We start from the raw sequence: 18,100 nt of genomic DNA, 5'->3' as shown, positions 1-18,100 counted from the left end.
ACGCAGCCCGATGGCCATCAAGTCCACGGTCTTCAAGGCCAACCTGTCGATCGCCGACATCGAGCACGGCTACTACGCCGACCACAACTTCACGCTGGCGCGCCACCCGAGCGAGACCGACGAACGCATGATGGTGCGCCTGGCTGCGCTGGCACTGAACGCGCATGCGCTGCAGACCGTCTGCGAAGGTAACGGCCTGCTTGCCTTCGGCGCCGGCCTGTCCGACCCGGAAGACCCGGACGTCAGCTTGCGCGACTACACGGGCCGGCCGCGGCTGTGGATCGAGGTGGGCCTGCCGGAAGACCGGCCGCTGGCGAAGGCCTGCGGCAAGGCCGACCAGGTGGTGGTCTACGCCTACCAGTCCTCGGCCGAGATCTGGTGGCAGGCCATCCAGGGCAAGCTTTCGCGCCTGCGCAATCTCACGGTGTGGCGCATGTCCACCGCCAGCAGCCAGGCACTGGCCGCGATGGCCCAGCGCAGCATGCAGTTGCAGGCCACGGTGCAGGACGGGCAGTTGATGCTGTCGGACGCCAGCACCAGCGTCGAAGTCGCGTGTGAAAAGCTGATGCCCTGATCAGGCCGGGGCGCTGTCGTCTTCGGCCTTGGCAGCCGGCCCGGCCCGCTCGGCGTAGCGGTTGAAGCGCCAGGCGTCGCCCACCAGCGTGATGCGGCGCCAGGTGGCACGCTTCTCGGCCGGTGTCATCTCGGGCCACAGCTGCACCTCCTCGAAGCTGCGGCCGCAGCCCTTGCATTCGTCGTCGCCCTGGCTGGTCGAGCAGATCGCGATGCAGGGCGTGTCCGGCTGCGTGGCATACCACGCCAGCCAGGCCGTCTTGGCGGGTGCAGGCAGGGTCCGCTCGTCGGCCTCGTCCTCGTGGTAGTACACCATCAGCGCATAGACCTCGGCCAGGGCCCGCAGCTCCGGCCCCAGCGTGATGCCATCGGGCGAGGGCGTGCGCTCGCGCCAGTAGTTGATGGCGGCTTCGATGTCAGTGATGTGGATGCCTGCCATGGAGACGCTGGACGAAAGGGTCGCGCATGATAGCGCCGCCGCAATGCCCCTGACCGGCACCGAAACGGGCGCGTCAAGCGCTATTCCCCAGCCCGCTCAAGGGCTTGGCTGTGTGCAAATGTCAATGCTGTAATCCGCCCCACGAAGGGGAGTAGCTCCCGCCCGACGCAACATGCAGGCCGCACGCAAGGGCCACGGCTGCAGCGGGCATCGACCAAGCCGTCAATACGAAGCACAACTTCCGGCGGGTCGGGCACAGATCGCATTCCTACATGCCGAGCAAGACCTTCGATCAGCACCTGAAGCAGGGTTGGTCGAAGTGCGCTTGTGGTTCCCGGCAATCACCAGCTCCGTTGACTTGTCTGTTTTCGGTTGTCCATCGATGTCAACACGGAGAGTTTTTTCATGGAGTTCATGTCAACCGCCTGGTGGTCCGCCCTGCTGGCCATCATTCTCATCGACCTGGTCCTGGCCGGCGACAACGCGATCGTGATCGCACTGGCCTCGCGCAGCCTGCCGCCGCACCTGCAGAAGAAGGCCATCATCTGGGGCACGGTCGGTGCCATTGGCGTGCGTGCGGTCATGACGATCGGCGTGGTCTGGCTGCTGAAAGTCCCCGGCCTGATGCTCGTCGGCGGCATCGGCCTGGTCTGGATCGCCTACAAGCTGCTGGCCGACAACCACGGGGACGACGAGCACCAGGGCCCGGGCGCCAGCACCTTCTGGGGCGCGATGAAGACCATCGTGATCGCCGACGCGCTGATGGGCGTGGACAACGTGCTCGGCGTGGCCGGCGCGGCCCACGGCTCCATGGACCTGGTCGTGATCGGCCTCTTGATCAGCGTGCCCATCGTGGTGTTCGGCAGCACGATGGTGCTCAAGCTGGTGGAACGCTTCCCCGCCATCATCAAGATCGGTGCGGCGGTGCTGGCCTTCACGGCTGCCAAGATGATCATCAACGAGCCGGTGCTAGGCTCGGTGTTCACGGACAACCCGGCCTTGCGCTGGGGCCTCACGGCCGCCGTCATCGCCGGCGTGCTGGGCCTGGGCTGGCTGAACGAGCGTCGCCAGGCCGTCAAGCAGCAACCGGCCTGAGCAAGGCGGGCGCGTGCGCCCGGGCACCGGGGCTGCGGCGGCAGCCCCGGGCCTTCTCCCCCAACCCGCCGACGAGGAGCCCCATGCAGACCATCATCGTGTACATCGACGACGCGGCCTATGCCAGGCAACAGCTGGCGGCGCTGTGCACTGCGCCCGAGCAGGCCGGGGCACCGAGGCCGCAGGCAGCCGCCACGCACTGGGTCCTGGTGGCCTGCGCACCCCGCATGACGCACCGCATCAGCAAGTGGGTCAGCCACAGCGCCCGCGAAAACTGGCGCGCCAAGTGGTCCGAGAAGGTCTTCGGCGAGGTCGCACCCGGGCTGCGCCAGCGCGGCGACCGCGTGACCGAGGTGCTGGCCAAGGGGCCGCTGGTCGACCTGAGTGCCCAGCTCGAAGCCGAGTACCGCGGGGCGCACGTGCTGGACGGGCGCCGCCCCAAGCTGGGCCACGACATGCAGCCCATCGCGCCAGCCGCGCCCCAGGCCGGCAAGCAGCCGCCATGGACGCTGCCCGGCGCCGTCGCGGGCATCGGCATGCTGCTCGTGCTGGGCTTCGAGTAGGGCCACCAGCGCCACAATGCAGCCATGAAACTCCTCGTCAAATGGCTGCTGAGCGCCGTGGCTTTGCTGGCCGTGGCCCAGATCTACAGCGGCGTGCAGGTGCCGGGCTTCGGCTCGGCATTGATCGCCGCGTTTGTCATCGGCCTGCTCAACACCGTCGTGCGGCCTGTGCTGGTGGTGCTGACGCTGCCGGTCACGGTGGTCACGCTGGGCCTGTTCCTGTTCGTCATCAACGCGCTGATGTTCTGGGCGGCGTCCGGCCTGCTGGCCAGCTTCCAGGTCACGGGCTTCGGTGCGGCATTGATCGGCTCGCTGCTGTATTCGCTGCTGAGCCTGTTAATTGATGTCGCGCTCGAGCGCCTGTTCCTTCACAAGTGATTCCAGCTGCCGCGTGCGGGTGTCGATGATGGACGCCTCGATGTGGTCGCCCGGCGCACGGCTCTGCTGCGGCCCTCGCGCAAAGTTCTGCGCCGCCTTGAAGCGGTCCAGCGCGCCCGTGTAGTCCAGCCGCGCGACCTGCTGCTCGGCCTCGGCACGGATCGCACGCAAGGTCTGGCCCTGCTCAGCATAGGCGCTGGAGAGCAGTTGCCAGGCCACGGCGTCGCGCGGCTCCAATGCCACGCGCGCCTGCAGCGCCTGGGCCGCCTGCGCGGCCTGGCCGTTGCGCACCTGGATCTGCGCCATCAACATCGTCTCCGGCCGGCCGGCCTGGTCCTTTGGAATGGCCGCCAGGGCCGCCTGCGCACGGGCAGCGTCCTGCGCGGACCACGCGATTTCGGCCGCCAGCAGATGCGCCAGGCGCACGGCCTTGGGATCGGCCTGCACGCCGCTGCGCAGCCGGTCCGCCAGCACCAGGGCCGCCGGCGCATCGCGCAAGCGGCTGGCCGCCAGGGCGCCCGCATACCAGATGGCCGGCGCCGACTCCGCCGTGCTGCCGGCCGCCAGCCCCTGGGCCTCGGCCACCTGCGATCGCAGGCGGTCCGGCCCCGGGTTGGACAGCACGCGCGCGCGCGCCGCCATCATGGCGTGCACGATGTCGGGCTGGGCCGGCGCGGCCCGGCGCTCCAGCAGGGCCTGGCGCGCCTGCATGTCGGCAATGCGCTCGGTGGTCAGCGGGTGGCTGCGCAGGTAGGGAAACGCGCCGTTGTCGTTGAGCTTGCTGGCCTGTTGCAGCTTGCCGAACATGGTCACGAAGCCGGCAGGGTCGAAGCCGGCCTGCGTCATCACGCCATAGCCGATGCGGTCGGCCTCGCGTTCCATGTCGCGCGAGAAGTTGAGCTGGCTCTGCGCCACGGCAGCCTGCCCGCCCATGATCATGGCATTGGCCGCGTCCGGGCTCTTGCTGGCCGCCAGGGCGCCCAGGATCATCGCGCCGATGGCCCAGGGCGCCAGGCGCGAGGACTGGCCCATGAGCCGCGCGATATGCCGCTGTGTCACATGGGTCAGCTCGTGCGCCAGCACCGAGGCCAGCTCGTCGCGCGTGCTGACCACGCCCATCAGACCCAGGTGCAGGCCCAGGTAGCCGCCTGGCAGCGCGAAGGCGTTGATGCTGCGGTCGCGGCCCATGAGGATTTCCCACGCGAAACGCTCGCCCAGCTCGGGCGACAGCTCGCCGCGCTGCTTGGCCGCCGCGATGAGGGGCTGCCAGATGCTTTGCACGTAGTCCTCGAGCACCGCGTCCTCGATGAAGTCGGGGTCGCGGTACAGCTCGCGCGCGATGCGCTCGCCCAGCCGGCGCTCGGCCGCCGTGCCCATGTCGTTGCCATCGCCCAGGCTGGGCAATTGCGCCTGCGCGGGCGCCAGAAGGCAGCCAGCGGCCAAGACCAGGCACAGCGCGCGCTGCGCGCCGCGCAACAGAAGAGAGTGGGACGACAAAGCCATCCCCCTATGATGCGCGAAGCCGCCACAGGTTCGCTGGCGGGCCCAGATTCCACAACCCATGAGCGCTCTGACACATTTCGATACCCACGGCCAGGCCCACATGGTGGACGTGGCCGACAAGCCCGCTACGCGCCGAACTGCCGTGGCCACTGGCCGCATCGACATGCTGCCGGCCACGCTGGCGCTGGTGCGCAGCGGCAGCGCGAAGAAGGGCGATGTGCTGGGCATCGCGCGCATCGCCGCGATCCAGGCCGCCAAGAAGGCCAGCGAGCTGATCCCGCTGTGCCACCCGCTGGCGCTGACGCGCGTTGCCGTGGCGTTCGCGCTGCCAGAACAAGACAGCGACGGCGCATGGGTGGACTGCACCGTGACCGCGGAAACCATCGGCCCCACGGGCGTGGAGATGGAGGCCCTGACCGCCGTACAGGTCGGCCTGCTCACCATCTACGACATGTGCAAGGCGGTGGACCGCGGCATGACGATGACGGGTGTCAGGCTGCTGGAGAAGCATGGCGGCAAATCGGGCGACTGGGTCGCCAGCTGACTCAGGGAAAGCCGCTGCGCGCAGCCCAGGCCGCGTAGGCCTTCGGGAACGCCGCTTCGAAGCGTGCCGCGTGCTCACGCACCTCCTCGTCCAGCCCCAGCAGGCGCGCGCTGTCCAGCAGCTTCTCGACCACCCTGGCCTCGGGCGAAAAATGCAGCAACTCGGTCGCCAATGCATGGAGATGGGCGGCATTCTCGGGCGTGACGGAGCTGATGCTGAGCTCGGCAAAGCGTACCTGCCGCTGGAAAAGCCAGCTGCGCTGGATCTGGCCCATGGTGTCGCCGCGGTATTGCGGCAGGCGCTGTGCCGGCGGCAGGTAGATCTGGCTGATGCGCCGGTAGTCCCAGGCTGCATAGGCGCAAGCACCGATCATCAGCATGGCCAACAGCACAGGCCACAGCGCCGGGCCGCGTGCACCGGCCGGCGCGGGCCTGCCGCGCCACAACATCCCCAGGCACAGCCCCGTCGCCAACTGGAAGGGGCCGTACCACAGCGGGTATTCCAGCAGGCTGTGCGCGGCGATGACGGCCAGCACCATCCAGGCGAGCTGGCGCATGGGATCGGTCTCGCGCCAGGGCCGCTGCGCGATGACAGCCCACAGGCAGGCCGCGCAGAACAACACGGCCGCCGGCACGCCCAGCTCCACCGCCAGATGCAGCGGCAGGTTGTGCGCGTTGTCCAGGATGTCGCAAAAGCGCGGGCCGTCGTACAGCGTCATGTAGTGCGCGTAGTCGAGCTCGCCCCAACCCCAGCCCAGCCAGGGGCGCTGGGCAATCAGGTCCAGCACGTTGTGCCATAGCGTCAGCCGGCTGGAGCACAGCGCATCGCCCGTGCGCAGGCGCGAGAACATGCCATGCGCCGCCGGGTCGAGGCCGATGAGCCAGGGCAGGGACAGCACGGCGATGGCGTAGCAGGCCAGGGTCCAGGCCAGCCAAAGCCCTACGCGCCAGTCCGACCGCCATACCAGGACCGAGGCACAGATGCACAACAGTTGAAGCAGCCCAGTGCGCGATGACGAGGCCGCATTGCCAATGGCCGGCAACGCCAGAGCAGCAGCCATTGCCAGCTTTGCGCCGCGCGCGCGCTCCACTTTGCGCCGCGGTAGCACGCACCAAGCTAGCAGCGCGGCCAGTGCGATGTTGGAGAGCGAGGCGAACTGGTTGCGCTGGCGCAGGTTGGCGAATGCCTCGCCCTGTGGCGCCCAATTGACCCAGGGTGCCAGCGACAAGGCGTGGTTGGTGTACTGCAATAAGCCCAACACGCAGCTGACGAGCCCCGCAGCCAACCACGGCCACAACACGCACCAGTAGGCCCAGGGGTAATTAGCGGCATTTGTCGCGCCCCCCGACGGCCAAGCCAGCAGGCCCCCGAGCGCGACCAGCCATAGCCCGCCGACGAGGGCCAGCCAATCGTAGGGCGATGCGACGGCGTGGCGCGGCAGGGCAGCCCAGGCGAGTGTGGTGGCGAAGGCGCAGACGACGGCGAGGCCAAAGCGCAGTGACCCCGCCGGCCGCGGCCCATGTGATGCGCTGGCGATGACAGCAAAGCACACCAGCAATGCACTCAGAAGCCAGGGAAAGACGGAGGGGACGGGTCCGGGGGCCATGGGGTTGAGCCATGGGTACATCATCAACAACGACACGATGGCCGCGAGCAGCGGCGACATGTCGTGTTGCACACCAGCGCGGGCTACGCCAACGTCGTGGTTCACGGCGTCGGCCAAGCGACCTCCTGCAGTCGGGCATCGGACAGTGCCCGCTCCTTCCACAGGCTCTCGACCGCTGTGCAGCTCTGCTCGTCGATCAGAGGGCATATCTTGCCCAACCAGTGGCCGGCCTCCTCCGGCCGCCCATTGACCGCCAACATGGTGGCAACCCGGAGAAATGCCGCAGTCGTCGGGAAGGTAGATGCGACGTGCATCGACCTGGCCATTTCCTCATCATCCATGCCAGATCGAACGTCGTCGCGTGCGAAGCGGAACCACTCTCGCATCTGAGTCAGCACGAGCACGTCGGGCGGTTGCGCCGGATGTAGATGAGCAGACCCGATACGCTGTTGCTCAAACCTCAGCACCGTGTAGGCCTGCTCGACACGCAGGTAGTCCCGTATGACCGCGGCGAGCATGGCTGCCACTGCCAGCAGCACCAAGCCGGAGATCCAGCGCGGACCAGTCCACGCGACTCTGACACCGCGCCGGGCGTCCAGGATGCCTGCCAACATTCCTACCGGAAGCAGGAAGTGGGCGTAGTGCAGCGGGAACTCCAGCATCGCATGAATGCCGATCGCTGCTACCACCATCAGCAGCACAGCCCCCTTGGCGCAACGCACTGAGCGCGCCGTGCGCCACGACCAGCACAGGAGCGCGCCTACGATAGCAAGGCCCATCGGAATGCCGCACCATGCCAGCAGGTCAAGCACTAAATTGTGGGTATGGGCGAAGGCCACGCGCAACGGCGGCAACCGGTCGGCGACCGCGAGTTGCGCTTCAACCAATTCTTTCCATCCATAGCCTAGCCAAGGCCGTTCCAGCACCGCCAAGGCAAAGGTACGCCAGGCTGCGACCCGCAGCTCTCGTGTGCCCGCCCACGCGCCCAGGCGTTGGAAGTCCCGTTCCGGGCCAACGTCCAGCACGACTTGTAGCCAGCCCAGCAAGACTGGGCATAGCAGAAAAAAGGCGAACAGACCCAGACATACCCAAGGCATCCGTGGAGAAGGCCAAAGGCTGCGCCACCAGCAGGTTGCAAGCAGCCCGCTGGCCAGGACCAGCGTCGCCATGCGTGACTGCGTTAATGCAATGCCGATGAGCAAGTAGGCGGCCAGCAGAACGGCCGTGCCGCCGCGGAAGTGCCCACCGATGTAGAACCACAGGCATGCGAGCAGGCCCCAAACCAAGAACGTGGCGAGCAGGTTTGGCTGCCCGAAATTCGCGTAGGGCCGGTCACCCGTTAGGGTCATGGACCACCAAATCTCCAGGAAACCTCCACTCCACAGATCCAGCCAAGTCGAGAGTTGCAGCCACACTGACACCACGGCGGATACGAGAATGGCGACGAAGAGTGTGTTGGACAATTGATTGGGCGCAGCACGCTCCCAGTGATAGCCCATCCAAATCGCGCACGCCAGGCCCCACAGGTACAGGGACGCCATCCAGGCCTGGCCCGCAAACGGAACGATGCCCAACGCGACCTGCAGCCAAGGCAGGCACCCGCAGGCGGCCACCATGCACGCCGAAACGGGGAATGAGCTTCGCGCGCGATTCCGCACCCAAAGCGCGCCTGCGCCGAGCACCCCCATGCATCCGGCCCACGCGTCCATATGAAAAGAGGGCCACGGCAGGAAATGATTCGGCACCAGCCAGGCAAGTGCCAAGCCCAGTGCCCAAACCGTCGCCCAGAAGGGGGACGCGATGGCATCCCTGAGAGCGGCCACCGTCTTCAAAAGGCGTCCAGGCGGCCGGGGCGAACATTGCGCTCCCACTCGCAGAACATCTCGACGTAAACCTTCTCGATGTCCCGCGTGAAGCCTGCCTCGTCCATCAATTCGCTTTGCTCCAACTCCTGTCGCAGACTGGCGCGCACCGTCGCCAGCGCTTCCCAGTCGTGTGCCAAGCGCACTGCGATGTCCACATATTCGTCTTCGGACGCCGCGACCCACTCTGGATGGCCGCAACCGTGCAAGATCGCAGCCCCTAGCTTCCCCACGCTGGGCCGGCCAGAGAGCGTGACGAACGGCACGCCCATGTACAGAGACTCGAACAGTGTGGTGCCGGAGTTGTGTGGGAAGCAGTCCAGCGTGATGTCGATCTCCCGCATCAAGTCCCAGGGCGGGGAATGATAGCCAACGCGCAAACGGGATTCATCGATGCCTTCCGCTGCAAATTGCGCCACGAGGTGCTGGCGCGTATCGGCATCACCGTAGCTCTTGCTATCGATGACCAGCCTCGCGCCCTGCACCTGACGGAGGATCCGAGCCCAGGTGCGTACCACTCGGGCATTGATCCGTATGGGCCTGGTGAGCGTGCCAAAAGTAATCACGCCACACCTCTTTGCCGGAAGTTCTCCCGCCTCGCCCATCCCATCGCCTGGGCGGTAGACGTAGCAGGTTCTCGCCATTCTCCAAGGACGTTCTGCAAACAGCCTATCGCTGCCTACAGGCGCACAGATGGCATCTGTCAAGAAATAGCTGATCGCCGAAAGTCCGGTGGTGTAGCCATAGCCCATCCAGGACACCGACACCGGCGCAGGCCGGTGTGCGAAGACGCGCAAGCGATTGCCTGCCGTGTGGCCGGCCACGTCGATCAACACATCAATCCGGTCATCGCGGATCATCGCCACCACTGCCTCGTCAGATTGTCCAGCAGTGTTTCTCCACGCGGTCACGTGCGTTTTCGCGCGCTCCGTGACGACATCTTCCCTCATGACCTCCGAATAGGCATAGACATCGACCTTGAGCTTGTCATGATGCGCCAGCACGGGCTCAAGAAACCGCATCACCGTGTGCTGGCGGAAATCGGGTGACACGTATCCAATGCGCAGGCGCCGCCCTCGCATCGACAGGTTTTCGTAGGGGCTCTGCAAGACCGCCACCGGTAGCCCAACGGATCGGTCGAATTCTTGATATGCCTGGAAAATCTGTTCCGACGATAGATCGGGGTCGTAATTCAGGGCAAATAGCAGGTTGCTGTTCGCACTACTGCTCGTCGGATCCAGTTCGAGCGCCAATCGATAGTCGGCAATCGCTTCGCCCAACCGACCGCTGAGCAAATGGCACGACCCGGCGTTGGTACGCGCAAGCGCGAACCCCGGATCGATTTCTAATGCCCGCCGAAAATCCGCGGCCGCAAGCTCCAGAGCACCCTGCTCTTGCCGGATCACACCGATCAGGTTGTGATGCGCGGCAACCGATGGGGCATTTTCTATGGCACATCGTGAGTGGGTTTCCGCCTCAGACAACCGACCTTGATCCATCAAGACCAATGCAGCGCCAGCATGCGCAGACGCGTGTGCAGGCTCGATGGCAAGTGCGCGCTGAAGATATTCCAGCGCCTGATTCCGCCAGCCCACCGACAAGTAGATCTCTGCAGCCTGCACGAGAAATGAGGCACTTCGTGGATCTGCTTGCAACGCACGGGCGCACAAAAGTTCAACGTCCGTCGTTCGACCCTGCTTCGCGCGTATCGAAGCTAGGTTCAATCCGGCTGCGGCATGATCAGGTTGCAGGCGCAGTGCCTGAACGAAGCTGGCCTCTGCGGCACGTGAATCCTGCTCTTCCAGCCAGACGTTGCCCAGGTAGACATGTAGATCCGCTGCATCCGGGACCCTGGCCAGTCCTTCCAAAACGGCGGACTTCGCCAGTTCGCGCTCGCCTCTCATGTGGTGCAGACGGCTTAGATCCCTGTAGGCTTCCGAAAAGGCCGGCTGCAGAGCGATTGATCGGCGATAAGCGTCGACTGCCCGCGGCCAGTCGTCCTGCCGCTCGAAGATGCCGCCAAGCAGGTACCAGGCATCGGCATCCTGCGGATGCAGCTCCAATGCCTGGTGAAGGCATACCTGCGCTTCGCTTTGACGGCCGAACTCCAACAAAACAAACCCACGGTTTAGCCAGGCCTCATGCCGGTTTGGCGACGCCTGGCAGGCCTCTTCGTAGCAGCGCAGGGCAGCTGCAAAATCCCCAACATCGAGCAAGTCATTGCCTTCTCGTATCCTGTCGATGTCGGCGATACCTCTGGCCACAGGCTTGGGCTGCAGCCCCAATCTCTGCTCGAGCCGCCGCAACAGCGCACCGCGTGCGCTCTCAAAGCTTCTTGCCCACTTACCCAGCATGAAACGATCTCGACGCGCACTCACCGGACACGCTCGACGAGCCACTGAGTGAGGTCGTCCACATACTGATGTTCGTAACCAGCATCGCGCAGCGTCCACTTGAACGTGTTGGCCATCTGCGCGATCTTGTAAGTGTTCAGCGCGTTACTGCGCTGAAAAAGAGCGACACGCTTTTCCAGCTCGCGCATTGCCTGACGACTCTTGGCGTTGAAGTCCTTCGCCGTCCAGTTGGACTCCCGGGGCACACGTTGCATGAAAACGTCTGCCATGGATTTTCCAAACTCCTTGGCTGCACGGGCATCGAATAGGGCAAACATACCAACCCAAGGCATCAAACTGAAAAAGGCCCTCCGCAGAGGGCCTCTCATGGCATCGCAGAATGCGATAGTTACTTGCAGCTGGCCGGGCGATACTTCGCCAGGATCGTCCCGCCGCAAGTCCAATTCACTTGGCCACTTGCGTAGGTCGCGGCCATCTCGATCGTGCTGCCGGAGATCGTCGTGTCACCGCGCGCCATAGCCGTGATTTTCGAGCCGTCCCAGGCCACGCTAGAAACGTACTTCGACTGCTGGCTCTGCACATCGACACTGGCCGTGGAAGGCAACGTGTTCAGTGTAGACGCCGCTTCCGACACCGCGGTCTTCGCGGACGAAGCGGCAAGCATGACTTCGGACACCTTCGCCCGCACCGTGTAGTCCTGATACGCCGGCAGCGCCACAGCCGCCAAGATGCCGATGATCGCCACGACGATCATCAGTTCGATCAAGGTGAAACCCTTTTGGATGGACCGCTTCATTCGACAAACTCCTAGTGGTAAGAAAAGAACAGAAAATTCGTTGCGCCACTTTCATCCGCAGGTTGCGTGCCAACGTCCACGCGCCCCGCATCCCGTCCATTTCCGCGACTTTCTGCACGTTTCAGCCCCAGTGCGACCGCGCCCGACCGCGCAGCGCATCATTTTTGGCTGGCTCGCTGACATTTTTGTCATCACACCTCGGCCTCGCGCCACCCGTGCCTGTAACGCCGCTGGCCCCAGCCCAGGCCGCTGGCCATAATCCACCGGCCGTGCGTCAACACCCCGCTTCCATGCCGCCATCCGCCTCCCGTCGCCTGCCGGTCGCCGCGCTGATGGCGCTGCTGGGCAGCACAGCCGCCCATGCCGCCGGCCTGCAGGTCCAGGTGCAGGACGACGCCGGCAAGCCACTGGCCGATGCCATCGTGTTCCTCGAGTCGGCGCAGGCCAAGGCCGCCGTCAAGCCGCTGCATCTCTTCGAGATCGCACAGGCATCCAGGCAATTCGCACCGCAGGTCAACGTGGTGCCGGTGGGCACGGCGGTCACGTTCCCGAACCGCGACACGGTGCGGCACCATGTGTATTCGTTCGCGCCCGTGAAGTTCGAGCTCAAGCTCTACATCGGCACGCCGGCCAGCCCCGTGGTATTTGACAAGCCGGGCATCGCCGTGCTGGGCTGCAACATCCACGACACCATGGCGGCCTGGGTCGTGATCGTCGAGACGCCGCACTACGGCCGCGCCAGCGCCGACGGCAAGCTGGCGCTGAACGATGTGCCGCCCGGCAACTACCGGCTGCGCGTGTGGCACCAGAACCTGCCGGTGGGCGCGCCGCCGACCGACCAGCCATTGGCCCTGGCCGCCGCGGGCGGCGCCGTCACGGTGAAGGTGGCCGGCCTGGTTCCATGAAGCGGCCCGCCTGGTGGCGCTGGCCGGCGGGTGCCTGGGCGGACTGGCGGCTGTCCACGCGCATCCTCGTGCCATCGCTCGCCCTGCTGCTGATCGTGCAGGCGGCCGTGTTCCTGGTCGTGCGCGGCAGCATCGAGCGCAATGCGCGCGCGCAGATCCAGCACGAGCTGCAGGTGGGTGAGCGCGTGTGGCGCCGGCTGCTGGAGCAAAACGCGCAGAACCTGCGCCAGGGCGCGGCGCTGCTGGCAGCCGACTACGCGTTCCGCGACGCGGTGGGCTCGGGCGACCTGGAGACCATCCGCTCAGCGCTGGACAACCACGGCGCACGCATCGGCGCGGACCTGACGGCGCTGCTGGACACGCGGCTGCAGCTGCGCGCGCTGGGCGACACGCCCGATGCGGCGGCGATCTCGCCCGTGCTGCAGGCGCTGGCCGGCACGCTGTCGCGCAGCGAACAGGGCGCGCAGATTGCGCTGGTGGGCCACACGCCCTACCAGTTCGTGATGGTGCCGATGCGCGCGCCGCTGGTGATCGGCTGGGTGGTGATGGGGTTCCCGCTGACGGCCGGCCTGGCCGACGACATGCGCCAGCTGTCGGGCGTGCATGTGGCTCTCATCACGCAGGGCCAGGGCGATGCTGCCGCGGCGCAGCTGGGCATCAGCACCCTGAAGCCGACCGACCTGCAGGCCCTGCAGGCCGCGGGCCTGGACGTGTCCGAGTTCCCGGTGGACGGCGACACCATGGTCACGCACAGTGTGGACCTGCGCGCCAGCAACGGCGAGGTGCGCACGCTGCTGCTGCGTTCGCTCAGCGAAGTGAAGGCGCCGTTCGCGCAGATCCAGGCGGTGCTGGCCATCATCACCGGGCTGGGCGTGCTGCTGTTCTCGCTGGGCAGCGTGGTCACGGCGCAGCGTGTCACGACGCCGCTGCGCTCGCTGCTGCAGGCCGCCGAGCGCCTGGGCCGCGGCCAGTACGAGCAGCGCATGCAGCACACCGAGCGGCGCGACGAGATCGGCGACCTGGCCAATGCCTTCGACCGCATGCGCCAGAACATCGCGCTGAGCCAGAACGAGATCCGCCAGCTGGCCTACTGGGACCGGCTCACGCGCCTGCCGAACCGCACGCGGTTCCGCGACGCAGTGCGCGAGGCGATCGCCGACCGCCAGGCCGGGGGCAGCCATGCGCCGCTGGCCGTCATCGTGCTGAACCTGGACCGCTTCAAGCATGTGAACGACGTGCTGGGCTATGCCATGGGCGACCGGCTGCTCAAGGCCGTGGCAGAACGCCTGCTGGAACGCCTGGAAGGGATCGGCGGCCTGCTCGCGCGCATGGGGGGCGACCAGTTCGCCGTGCTGCTGCCGGCGGCCGACCCGGCCAGCGCGATGACGACGGCGCAGTTGCTGGGCGAGAGCTTCGTGCAGCCCATGAGCCTGGAGGACCAGCGTGTGGACCTGTCGGCCGCGGCCGGCATCGCCTGCTGGCCCACGCATGCCGACGACGCCGACACGCTGCTGAGCCGGGCCGAGGTCGCCATGTACGCGGCCAAGAGCCGCACGACGGCCGTGCAGCTCTACGACCCGGCGCAGGACTCGACCAGCACGCAGACGCTGTCGCTGCTGTCCGAGCTGCGCCATGCGGTCGAGCATGGCGAGCTGCGGCTGTTCCTGCAGCCCAAGATCGCGCTGGCCGACCGCCGTGTGGTCGGCGCCGAGGCGTTGATCCGCTGGCTGCATCCCGAACGCGGCATGGTGCGGCCGGACCACTTCATCCCGTTCGCCGAGCAGACCGGTTTCGTGCGCCGGCTCACGCTGTGGATGTTCGAGGAAGTGGCGCGCCAGTGGGCCGGCCTGCAGCCCGAGGACGGCCTGCTGCGCGTGTCGGTCAACCTCTCCACGCGCGACCTGATGGACCCGGAGCTGCCGGCCAAGCTCATGGAGCTGCTGACGCGCCATGGCGTGGCGCCCACCGGCCTGTGCCTGGAAATCACCGAGAGCGCGATCATGGACGACCCGCAGCGCGCCGAGCTCACGCTGAACCGGCTGGCCGAGCTGGGCTTCAAGCTGTCGATCGACGACTTCGGCACCGGCTACTCGTCGCTGGCCTACCTCAAGCGGCTGCCGGTGGACGAGATGAAGATCGACAAATCCTTCGTGATGGGCATGGCGCGCGACCCGGACGACGCCAAGATCGTGCGCTCGACGATCGACCTGGCGCACAACCTGGGGCTGTCGGTCGTGGCCGAGGGCGTGGAGACGGCCGACATCTGGGACCAGCTGCGCGCGCTGCGCTGCGACGAGGCCCAGGGCTACCACATGGGCCGGCCAATCCCGGCCCTGGAGTTCGCCGGCTGGCGCGCGCAGTGGCAGCAGACGGCCCCGCTTCCATGAAAAAGGGCCCTTTCGGGCCCTTTGCATTCAGTCAGCGGATGGATCAGCCGCGGCCGTAGCCACCGCCGCCGCCGCCGCCGTAACCGCCGCCACCGCCGGAACGGCCGCCACCGCCGCCGTAGCCGCCGCCGCCACCACCGTAGCCACCGCCGCCACCCGAGCGCTCTTCGCGCGGACGGGCTTCGTTGACCACCATGGCGCGGCCGTCGACCATCTGGTCGTGCAGGCCGGCGATCGCGGCTTGCGCTTCAGCGTCGGTTGCCATTTCCACGAAGCCGAAGCCCTTGGAGCGGCCGCTGTCGCGGTCCATCATGACTTTGGCCGAGTTGACCGTGCCGAATTCGGCGAAGCGGTCGTTCAGGCTGTCGTCGCGGACGGAGTAGGCCAGGTTGCCCACATAGATTCTGTTGCCCATGGCAATTCCTTTAAAAAACAAGTGATGCGCAGACGCGGGTGTAGTGCGGCTGTGCGGTGGAACGAGCGGTCGCTGGAGATCCAGCGGCCACTAGCGTGAGAACGACCGGGCCGGCCGTGGTGTGGGTGGCCCGGAGCGTGTGTCCAGGTGCCGGAAGGTGATGCGGCCCTTGGTCAGATCGTAGGGAGACAGTTCCAGCGATACGTTGTCGCCGGCCAGGATGCGGATGCGGTGCTTGCGCATCTTGCCGCCGGTGTACGCCACCAGCGAGTGGCCGTTTTCCAGCGTGACGCGAAAGCGCGAGTCGGGAAGCACTTCCTCGACCTTGCCGCGCATCTCGATCAGTTCTTCTTTGCTCATTCAGAGGGTTCCTTGCGGTGAGGGTTGGAAGGGCCCGCTGGCCGGCAGACGCGGCAGCACGAAGCGCAGGCCCTGTTCGACGGCGTAGCGCCGGGCGCTTTCGCGCGTGGGGAAGATGTCTGCGAAGCGGAAGACGCGGTCATGGGTGCCGCTGCCACGGCCGCTGCGCACGGAAACGGAAGCCAGGTACGCGCCGGCCTCGGTCATGCGGATCAGGGGAGAAACGAGGTACTTGCCCAGAGAAATGTTGGTGTCGTGAATCTTGGTCATCAATGCCGCACGGGCCTCAACCGGCCCGGCGCGTAAACGCTACAGGTGCCCAGCCTTGTTCGAGGTCGGGCGGGTTCTGGACGACAGGGTCGCCAGATGGCTTGGAGCGGTCGGGGGAAATCAGGTATCCCGACCCGTTTGGCTCGCCGCTAGGGATGTGGTTGACGACCGCGGGGACCGAGTGGGATCGATCGAGGAGGTGTGGCGTGCGGCTCTGGGAAGGCGAGCGCCGCGTCAGACGACAGTTGCCGCGTCAGAGAGCACGTCGCAGCAAGGCGCGCAAGTGTAGCCGCAAACGCGCATGTGAAATCCAAACGTTTTTCGAATCTCCCTTTGAACCATGGGGCCGCGCCGCCAACGCACCGGATGGGCACTGTCGCCGCACCGGCGGGGCGTGCAACCTGCCAGCCACCACCGGGAGCCGCTGAGGCCTGGCGTAGACTGCCCGCGCGCCGCTGCCGGCGCGCCCTCCCCCTCGTCCGCATGAACGCCCCCCGCCCGCCCGCGCCGCCGATCCGCCGCATTCCCAAGGCCGCCGCCCCAGCTGCGCCCGCCGAGCCCATGCGGCTGAACAAGCGCATGGCCGAGCAAGGCCTCAGCTCGCGCCGAGAGGCCGACGACTGGATCGCCAAGGGCTGGGTGCTGGTGAACGGCGCGCCCGCCGTCATGGGGCAGAAGGTTTTGCCGGGCGACCAGATCACGGTGGAGCGCGCGGCCCAGGGCCAGCAGGCGCGCCAGGTCACGGTGCTGCTGCACAAGCCCATGGGCTATGTGAGCGGCCAGGCCGAGGACGGCCATGAGCCGGCGGTGACGCTGTTCACCGCGCGCAACCGCTGGGCCGAGGACCGCGCGCCGCAACGCTTCGACCCCGCCCAGCTGCGCGGCCTGGCGCCAGCCGGCCGGCTGGACATCGATTCCGTGGGCCTGCTGGTGCTGACGCAGGACGGCCGCGTGGCGCGCCAGCTGATCGGCGAGGACGCGCTGATGGAAAAGGAATACCTGGTGCGCGTGCAACTGGGCGAGCGCGCCAGCGACGTGCGCGCGGCCTTCCCTCCCGCGCAGATGGCGCGGCTGCGCCACGGCCTGTCGCTGGACGGCAAGCCGCTCAAGCCGGCCGTGGTGGAGTGGGAGAACGCCGAGCAGCTGCGCTTCGTGCTGACGGAGGGCAAGAAGCGCCAGATCCGGCGCATGTGCGAGCAGGTCGGCCTGAAGGTCGTGGGCCTCAAGCGCATCCGCATGGGCCGCATCGTTCTGGGCCGGCTGCCGCCGGGCCAGTGGCGCTACCTGGCGCCGGGCGAGAGCTTCTGACGGCCTCCCCCGGCCCCGCCCATCAGTCGTCGCTCAGCACGGCCTGGTAGATCAGCGCGCCCAGCACGGCACCGGCGATCGGCGCCACCCAGAACAGCCACAGGTCGCCCATCGCGCCGGTCTGCGCGAACAGCGCCGGGCCGGTGCTGCGCGCCGGGTTCACCGAGGTGTTGGACACGGGGATGGACACCAGGTGGATCAGCGTCAGGCACAAGCCGATGGCGATGCCGGCAAAGCCGCCCTGTGCCCGCTTGGCGGTGCTGCCCAGGATCACCAGCAGGAAGATGGCGGACAGCACGACTTCGGCGATCAGCACCGCCGTCAGGCTGTACTTGCCGGGCGAATTCTCGCCGTAGCCGTTGCTGGCGAACCCGCCGATTTCCACGCCGGCCTTGCCCGTCGCGATCAGGTAGAGCACGCCGGCCGCGGCGATGGCGCCCAGCACCTGCGCGATCACATAGCCTGGCAGCTCGGCCCAGCGGAAGCGCCCGCCGACGGCCAGGCCGACCGACACGGCAGGGTTGAAGTGGCCGCCCGAGATCGGGCCGAAGGCGTAGGCGCCGGTCAGCACCGTGAGGCCGAAGGCGAACGAGACGCCCAACAGGCCGATGCCGACCCCCGGGAAGGCGGCGGCCAGCACGGCACTGCCGCAACCCCCGAAGGTGAGCCAGAAGGTGCCGAGAAATTCAGCCGTCCATTTCTTGATGTTGCTGTCCATGTGAGTTCTTTCTTGTGTGGTTTG

Annotated in this window: 18 protein-coding genes and 1 pseudogene; 8 read left to right on the top strand and 11 right to left on the bottom strand. The window is 66.9% G+C overall.

Annotation, left to right across the window (positions count from 1 at the left end):
* Nucleotides 1-10: 10 nt before the first annotated feature.
* On the top strand, nt 11-574 hold the full coding sequence (locus ASF43_RS26695) for a YaeQ family protein (RefSeq protein ID WP_056188250.1): 564 nt from the start codon (nt 11-13) through the stop codon (nt 572-574).
* On the opposite strand, the gene ASF43_RS26690 is transcribed toward ASF43_RS26695, so the two are convergent.
* Nucleotides 575-1,012, bottom strand: a complete 438-nt coding sequence (locus tag ASF43_RS26690; protein WP_056188248.1) for a DUF3717 domain-containing protein — start codon at nt 1,010-1,012, stop codon at nt 575-577.
* A gap of 405 nt (nt 1,013-1,417) precedes the next feature.
* On the opposite strand from ASF43_RS26690, the gene ASF43_RS26685 reads away from it, so the two are divergent.
* The 3 genes from ASF43_RS26685 to ASF43_RS26675 all read left to right on the top strand — a co-directional run bounded on the left by ASF43_RS26685 (nt 1,418) and on the right by ASF43_RS26675 (nt 3,048).
* Nucleotides 1,418-2,107: a TerC family protein gene (locus tag ASF43_RS26685; RefSeq protein WP_200932617.1), complete on the top strand. Its 690-nt coding sequence runs from the start codon at nt 1,418-1,420 to the stop codon at nt 2,105-2,107.
* Nucleotides 2,108-2,190: 83 nt separating this feature from the next.
* On the top strand, nt 2,191-2,670 hold the full coding sequence (locus ASF43_RS26680; protein WP_056188246.1) for a hypothetical protein: 480 nt from the start codon (nt 2,191-2,193) through the stop codon (nt 2,668-2,670).
* 24 nt (nt 2,671-2,694) lie between these two features.
* Nucleotides 2,695-3,048, top strand: a complete 354-nt coding sequence (locus ASF43_RS26675) for a phage holin family protein (protein WP_056188244.1) — start codon at nt 2,695-2,697, stop codon at nt 3,046-3,048.
* Here the strand turns inward: ASF43_RS26675 and ASF43_RS26670 are convergent.
* Nucleotides 3,007-4,551, bottom strand: a complete 1,545-nt coding sequence (locus ASF43_RS26670) for a M48 family metalloprotease (protein WP_056188240.1) — start codon at nt 4,549-4,551, stop codon at nt 3,007-3,009. The two genes, ASF43_RS26675 and ASF43_RS26670, sit on opposite strands and share 42 nt — an antisense overlap.
* A gap of 58 nt (nt 4,552-4,609) precedes the next feature.
* Here ASF43_RS26670 and moaC point away from each other — a divergent pair, with 58 nt between their 5' ends.
* Nucleotides 4,610-5,095, top strand: a complete 486-nt coding sequence (moaC, locus tag ASF43_RS26665) for a cyclic pyranopterin monophosphate synthase MoaC (protein WP_056188235.1) — start codon at nt 4,610-4,612, stop codon at nt 5,093-5,095.
* A gap of 1 nt (nt 5,096) precedes the next feature.
* On the opposite strand, the gene ASF43_RS26660 is transcribed toward moaC, so the two are convergent.
* The 5 genes from ASF43_RS26660 to ASF43_RS32075 form a co-directional block, all read right to left on the bottom strand.
* The gene (locus ASF43_RS26660; RefSeq protein WP_235578377.1) at nt 5,097-6,323 is read right to left on the bottom strand and encodes a PglL family O-oligosaccharyltransferase; all 1,227 of its coding nucleotides are present in this window, start codon (nt 6,321-6,323) and stop codon (nt 5,097-5,099) included.
* Nucleotides 6,324-6,802: 479 nt separating this feature from the next.
* Nucleotides 6,803-8,524 (bottom strand): PglL family O-oligosaccharyltransferase, encoded by a 1,722-nt coding sequence (locus ASF43_RS26655; protein ID WP_235578388.1) that lies wholly within the window; start codon nt 8,522-8,524, stop codon nt 6,803-6,805.
* A gap of 5 nt (nt 8,525-8,529) precedes the next feature.
* The gene (locus ASF43_RS30210) at nt 8,530-10,917 is read right to left on the bottom strand and encodes a tetratricopeptide repeat protein (protein ID WP_082498190.1); all 2,388 of its coding nucleotides are present in this window, start codon (nt 10,915-10,917) and stop codon (nt 8,530-8,532) included.
* Nucleotides 10,918-10,937: 20 nt separating this feature from the next.
* Nucleotides 10,938-11,186 (bottom strand): hypothetical protein, encoded by a 249-nt coding sequence (locus ASF43_RS26645; RefSeq protein WP_056188228.1) that lies wholly within the window; start codon nt 11,184-11,186, stop codon nt 10,938-10,940.
* Nucleotides 11,187-11,305: 119 nt separating this feature from the next.
* A complete protein-coding gene (locus ASF43_RS32075) occupies nt 11,306-11,713 on the bottom strand; it encodes a pilin (protein WP_056188225.1) in 408 nt (135 codons plus the stop codon).
* A gap of 290 nt (nt 11,714-12,003) precedes the next feature.
* Here ASF43_RS32075 and ASF43_RS26635 point away from each other — a divergent pair, with 290 nt between their 5' ends.
* Nucleotides 12,004-12,618: a methylamine utilization protein gene (locus tag ASF43_RS26635; RefSeq protein ID WP_056188222.1), complete on the top strand. Its 615-nt coding sequence runs from the start codon at nt 12,004-12,006 to the stop codon at nt 12,616-12,618.
* Nucleotides 12,615-15,005 carry a bifunctional diguanylate cyclase/phosphodiesterase gene (locus ASF43_RS26630; RefSeq protein ID WP_082498189.1) on the top strand — a complete coding sequence of 797 codons (2,391 nt, stop codon included), beginning with the start codon at nt 12,615-12,617 and terminating at the stop codon, nt 15,003-15,005. Before ASF43_RS26635 ends, ASF43_RS26630 begins: the two co-directional genes overlap by 4 nt.
* Before the next feature lie 46 nt (nt 15,006-15,051).
* Here ASF43_RS26630 and ASF43_RS26625 read toward each other — a convergent pair.
* From ASF43_RS26625 to ASF43_RS26615, 3 genes and pseudogenes are all read right to left on the bottom strand, one after another.
* Nucleotides 15,052-15,420: pseudogene (locus ASF43_RS26625) on the bottom strand (RNA recognition motif domain-containing protein); the annotation flags it as partial.
* Nucleotides 15,421-15,510: 90 nt separating this feature from the next.
* On the bottom strand, nt 15,511-15,780 hold the full coding sequence (gene infA / locus ASF43_RS26620) for a translation initiation factor IF-1 (RefSeq protein WP_056188213.1): 270 nt from the start codon (nt 15,778-15,780) through the stop codon (nt 15,511-15,513).
* Nucleotides 15,781-16,050, bottom strand: a complete 270-nt coding sequence (locus ASF43_RS26615; protein WP_056188210.1) for a hypothetical protein — start codon at nt 16,048-16,050, stop codon at nt 15,781-15,783. It lies immediately after the preceding gene.
* A 483-nt stretch (nt 16,051-16,533) separates the two neighbouring features.
* Between ASF43_RS26615 and ASF43_RS26610 the strand changes: the two genes are divergently transcribed.
* Nucleotides 16,534-17,358 carry a pseudouridine synthase gene (locus ASF43_RS26610; protein ID WP_369803343.1) on the top strand — a complete coding sequence of 275 codons (825 nt, stop codon included), beginning with the start codon at nt 16,534-16,536 and terminating at the stop codon, nt 17,356-17,358.
* A 22-nt stretch (nt 17,359-17,380) separates the two neighbouring features.
* On the opposite strand, the gene aqpZ is transcribed toward ASF43_RS26610, so the two are convergent.
* Nucleotides 17,381-18,076 carry an aquaporin Z gene (aqpZ, locus tag ASF43_RS26605; protein WP_056188206.1) on the bottom strand — a complete coding sequence of 232 codons (696 nt, stop codon included), beginning with the start codon at nt 18,074-18,076 and terminating at the stop codon, nt 17,381-17,383.
* Nucleotides 18,077-18,100 lie beyond the last annotated feature (24 nt).

Source organism: Pseudorhodoferax sp. Leaf267, from assembly GCF_001422405.1.
In the GTDB taxonomy this organism is placed as follows: domain Bacteria; phylum Pseudomonadota; class Gammaproteobacteria; order Burkholderiales; family Burkholderiaceae_C; genus Pseudorhodoferax.
This window is presented reverse-complemented; position numbering and strand designations above follow the sequence as displayed.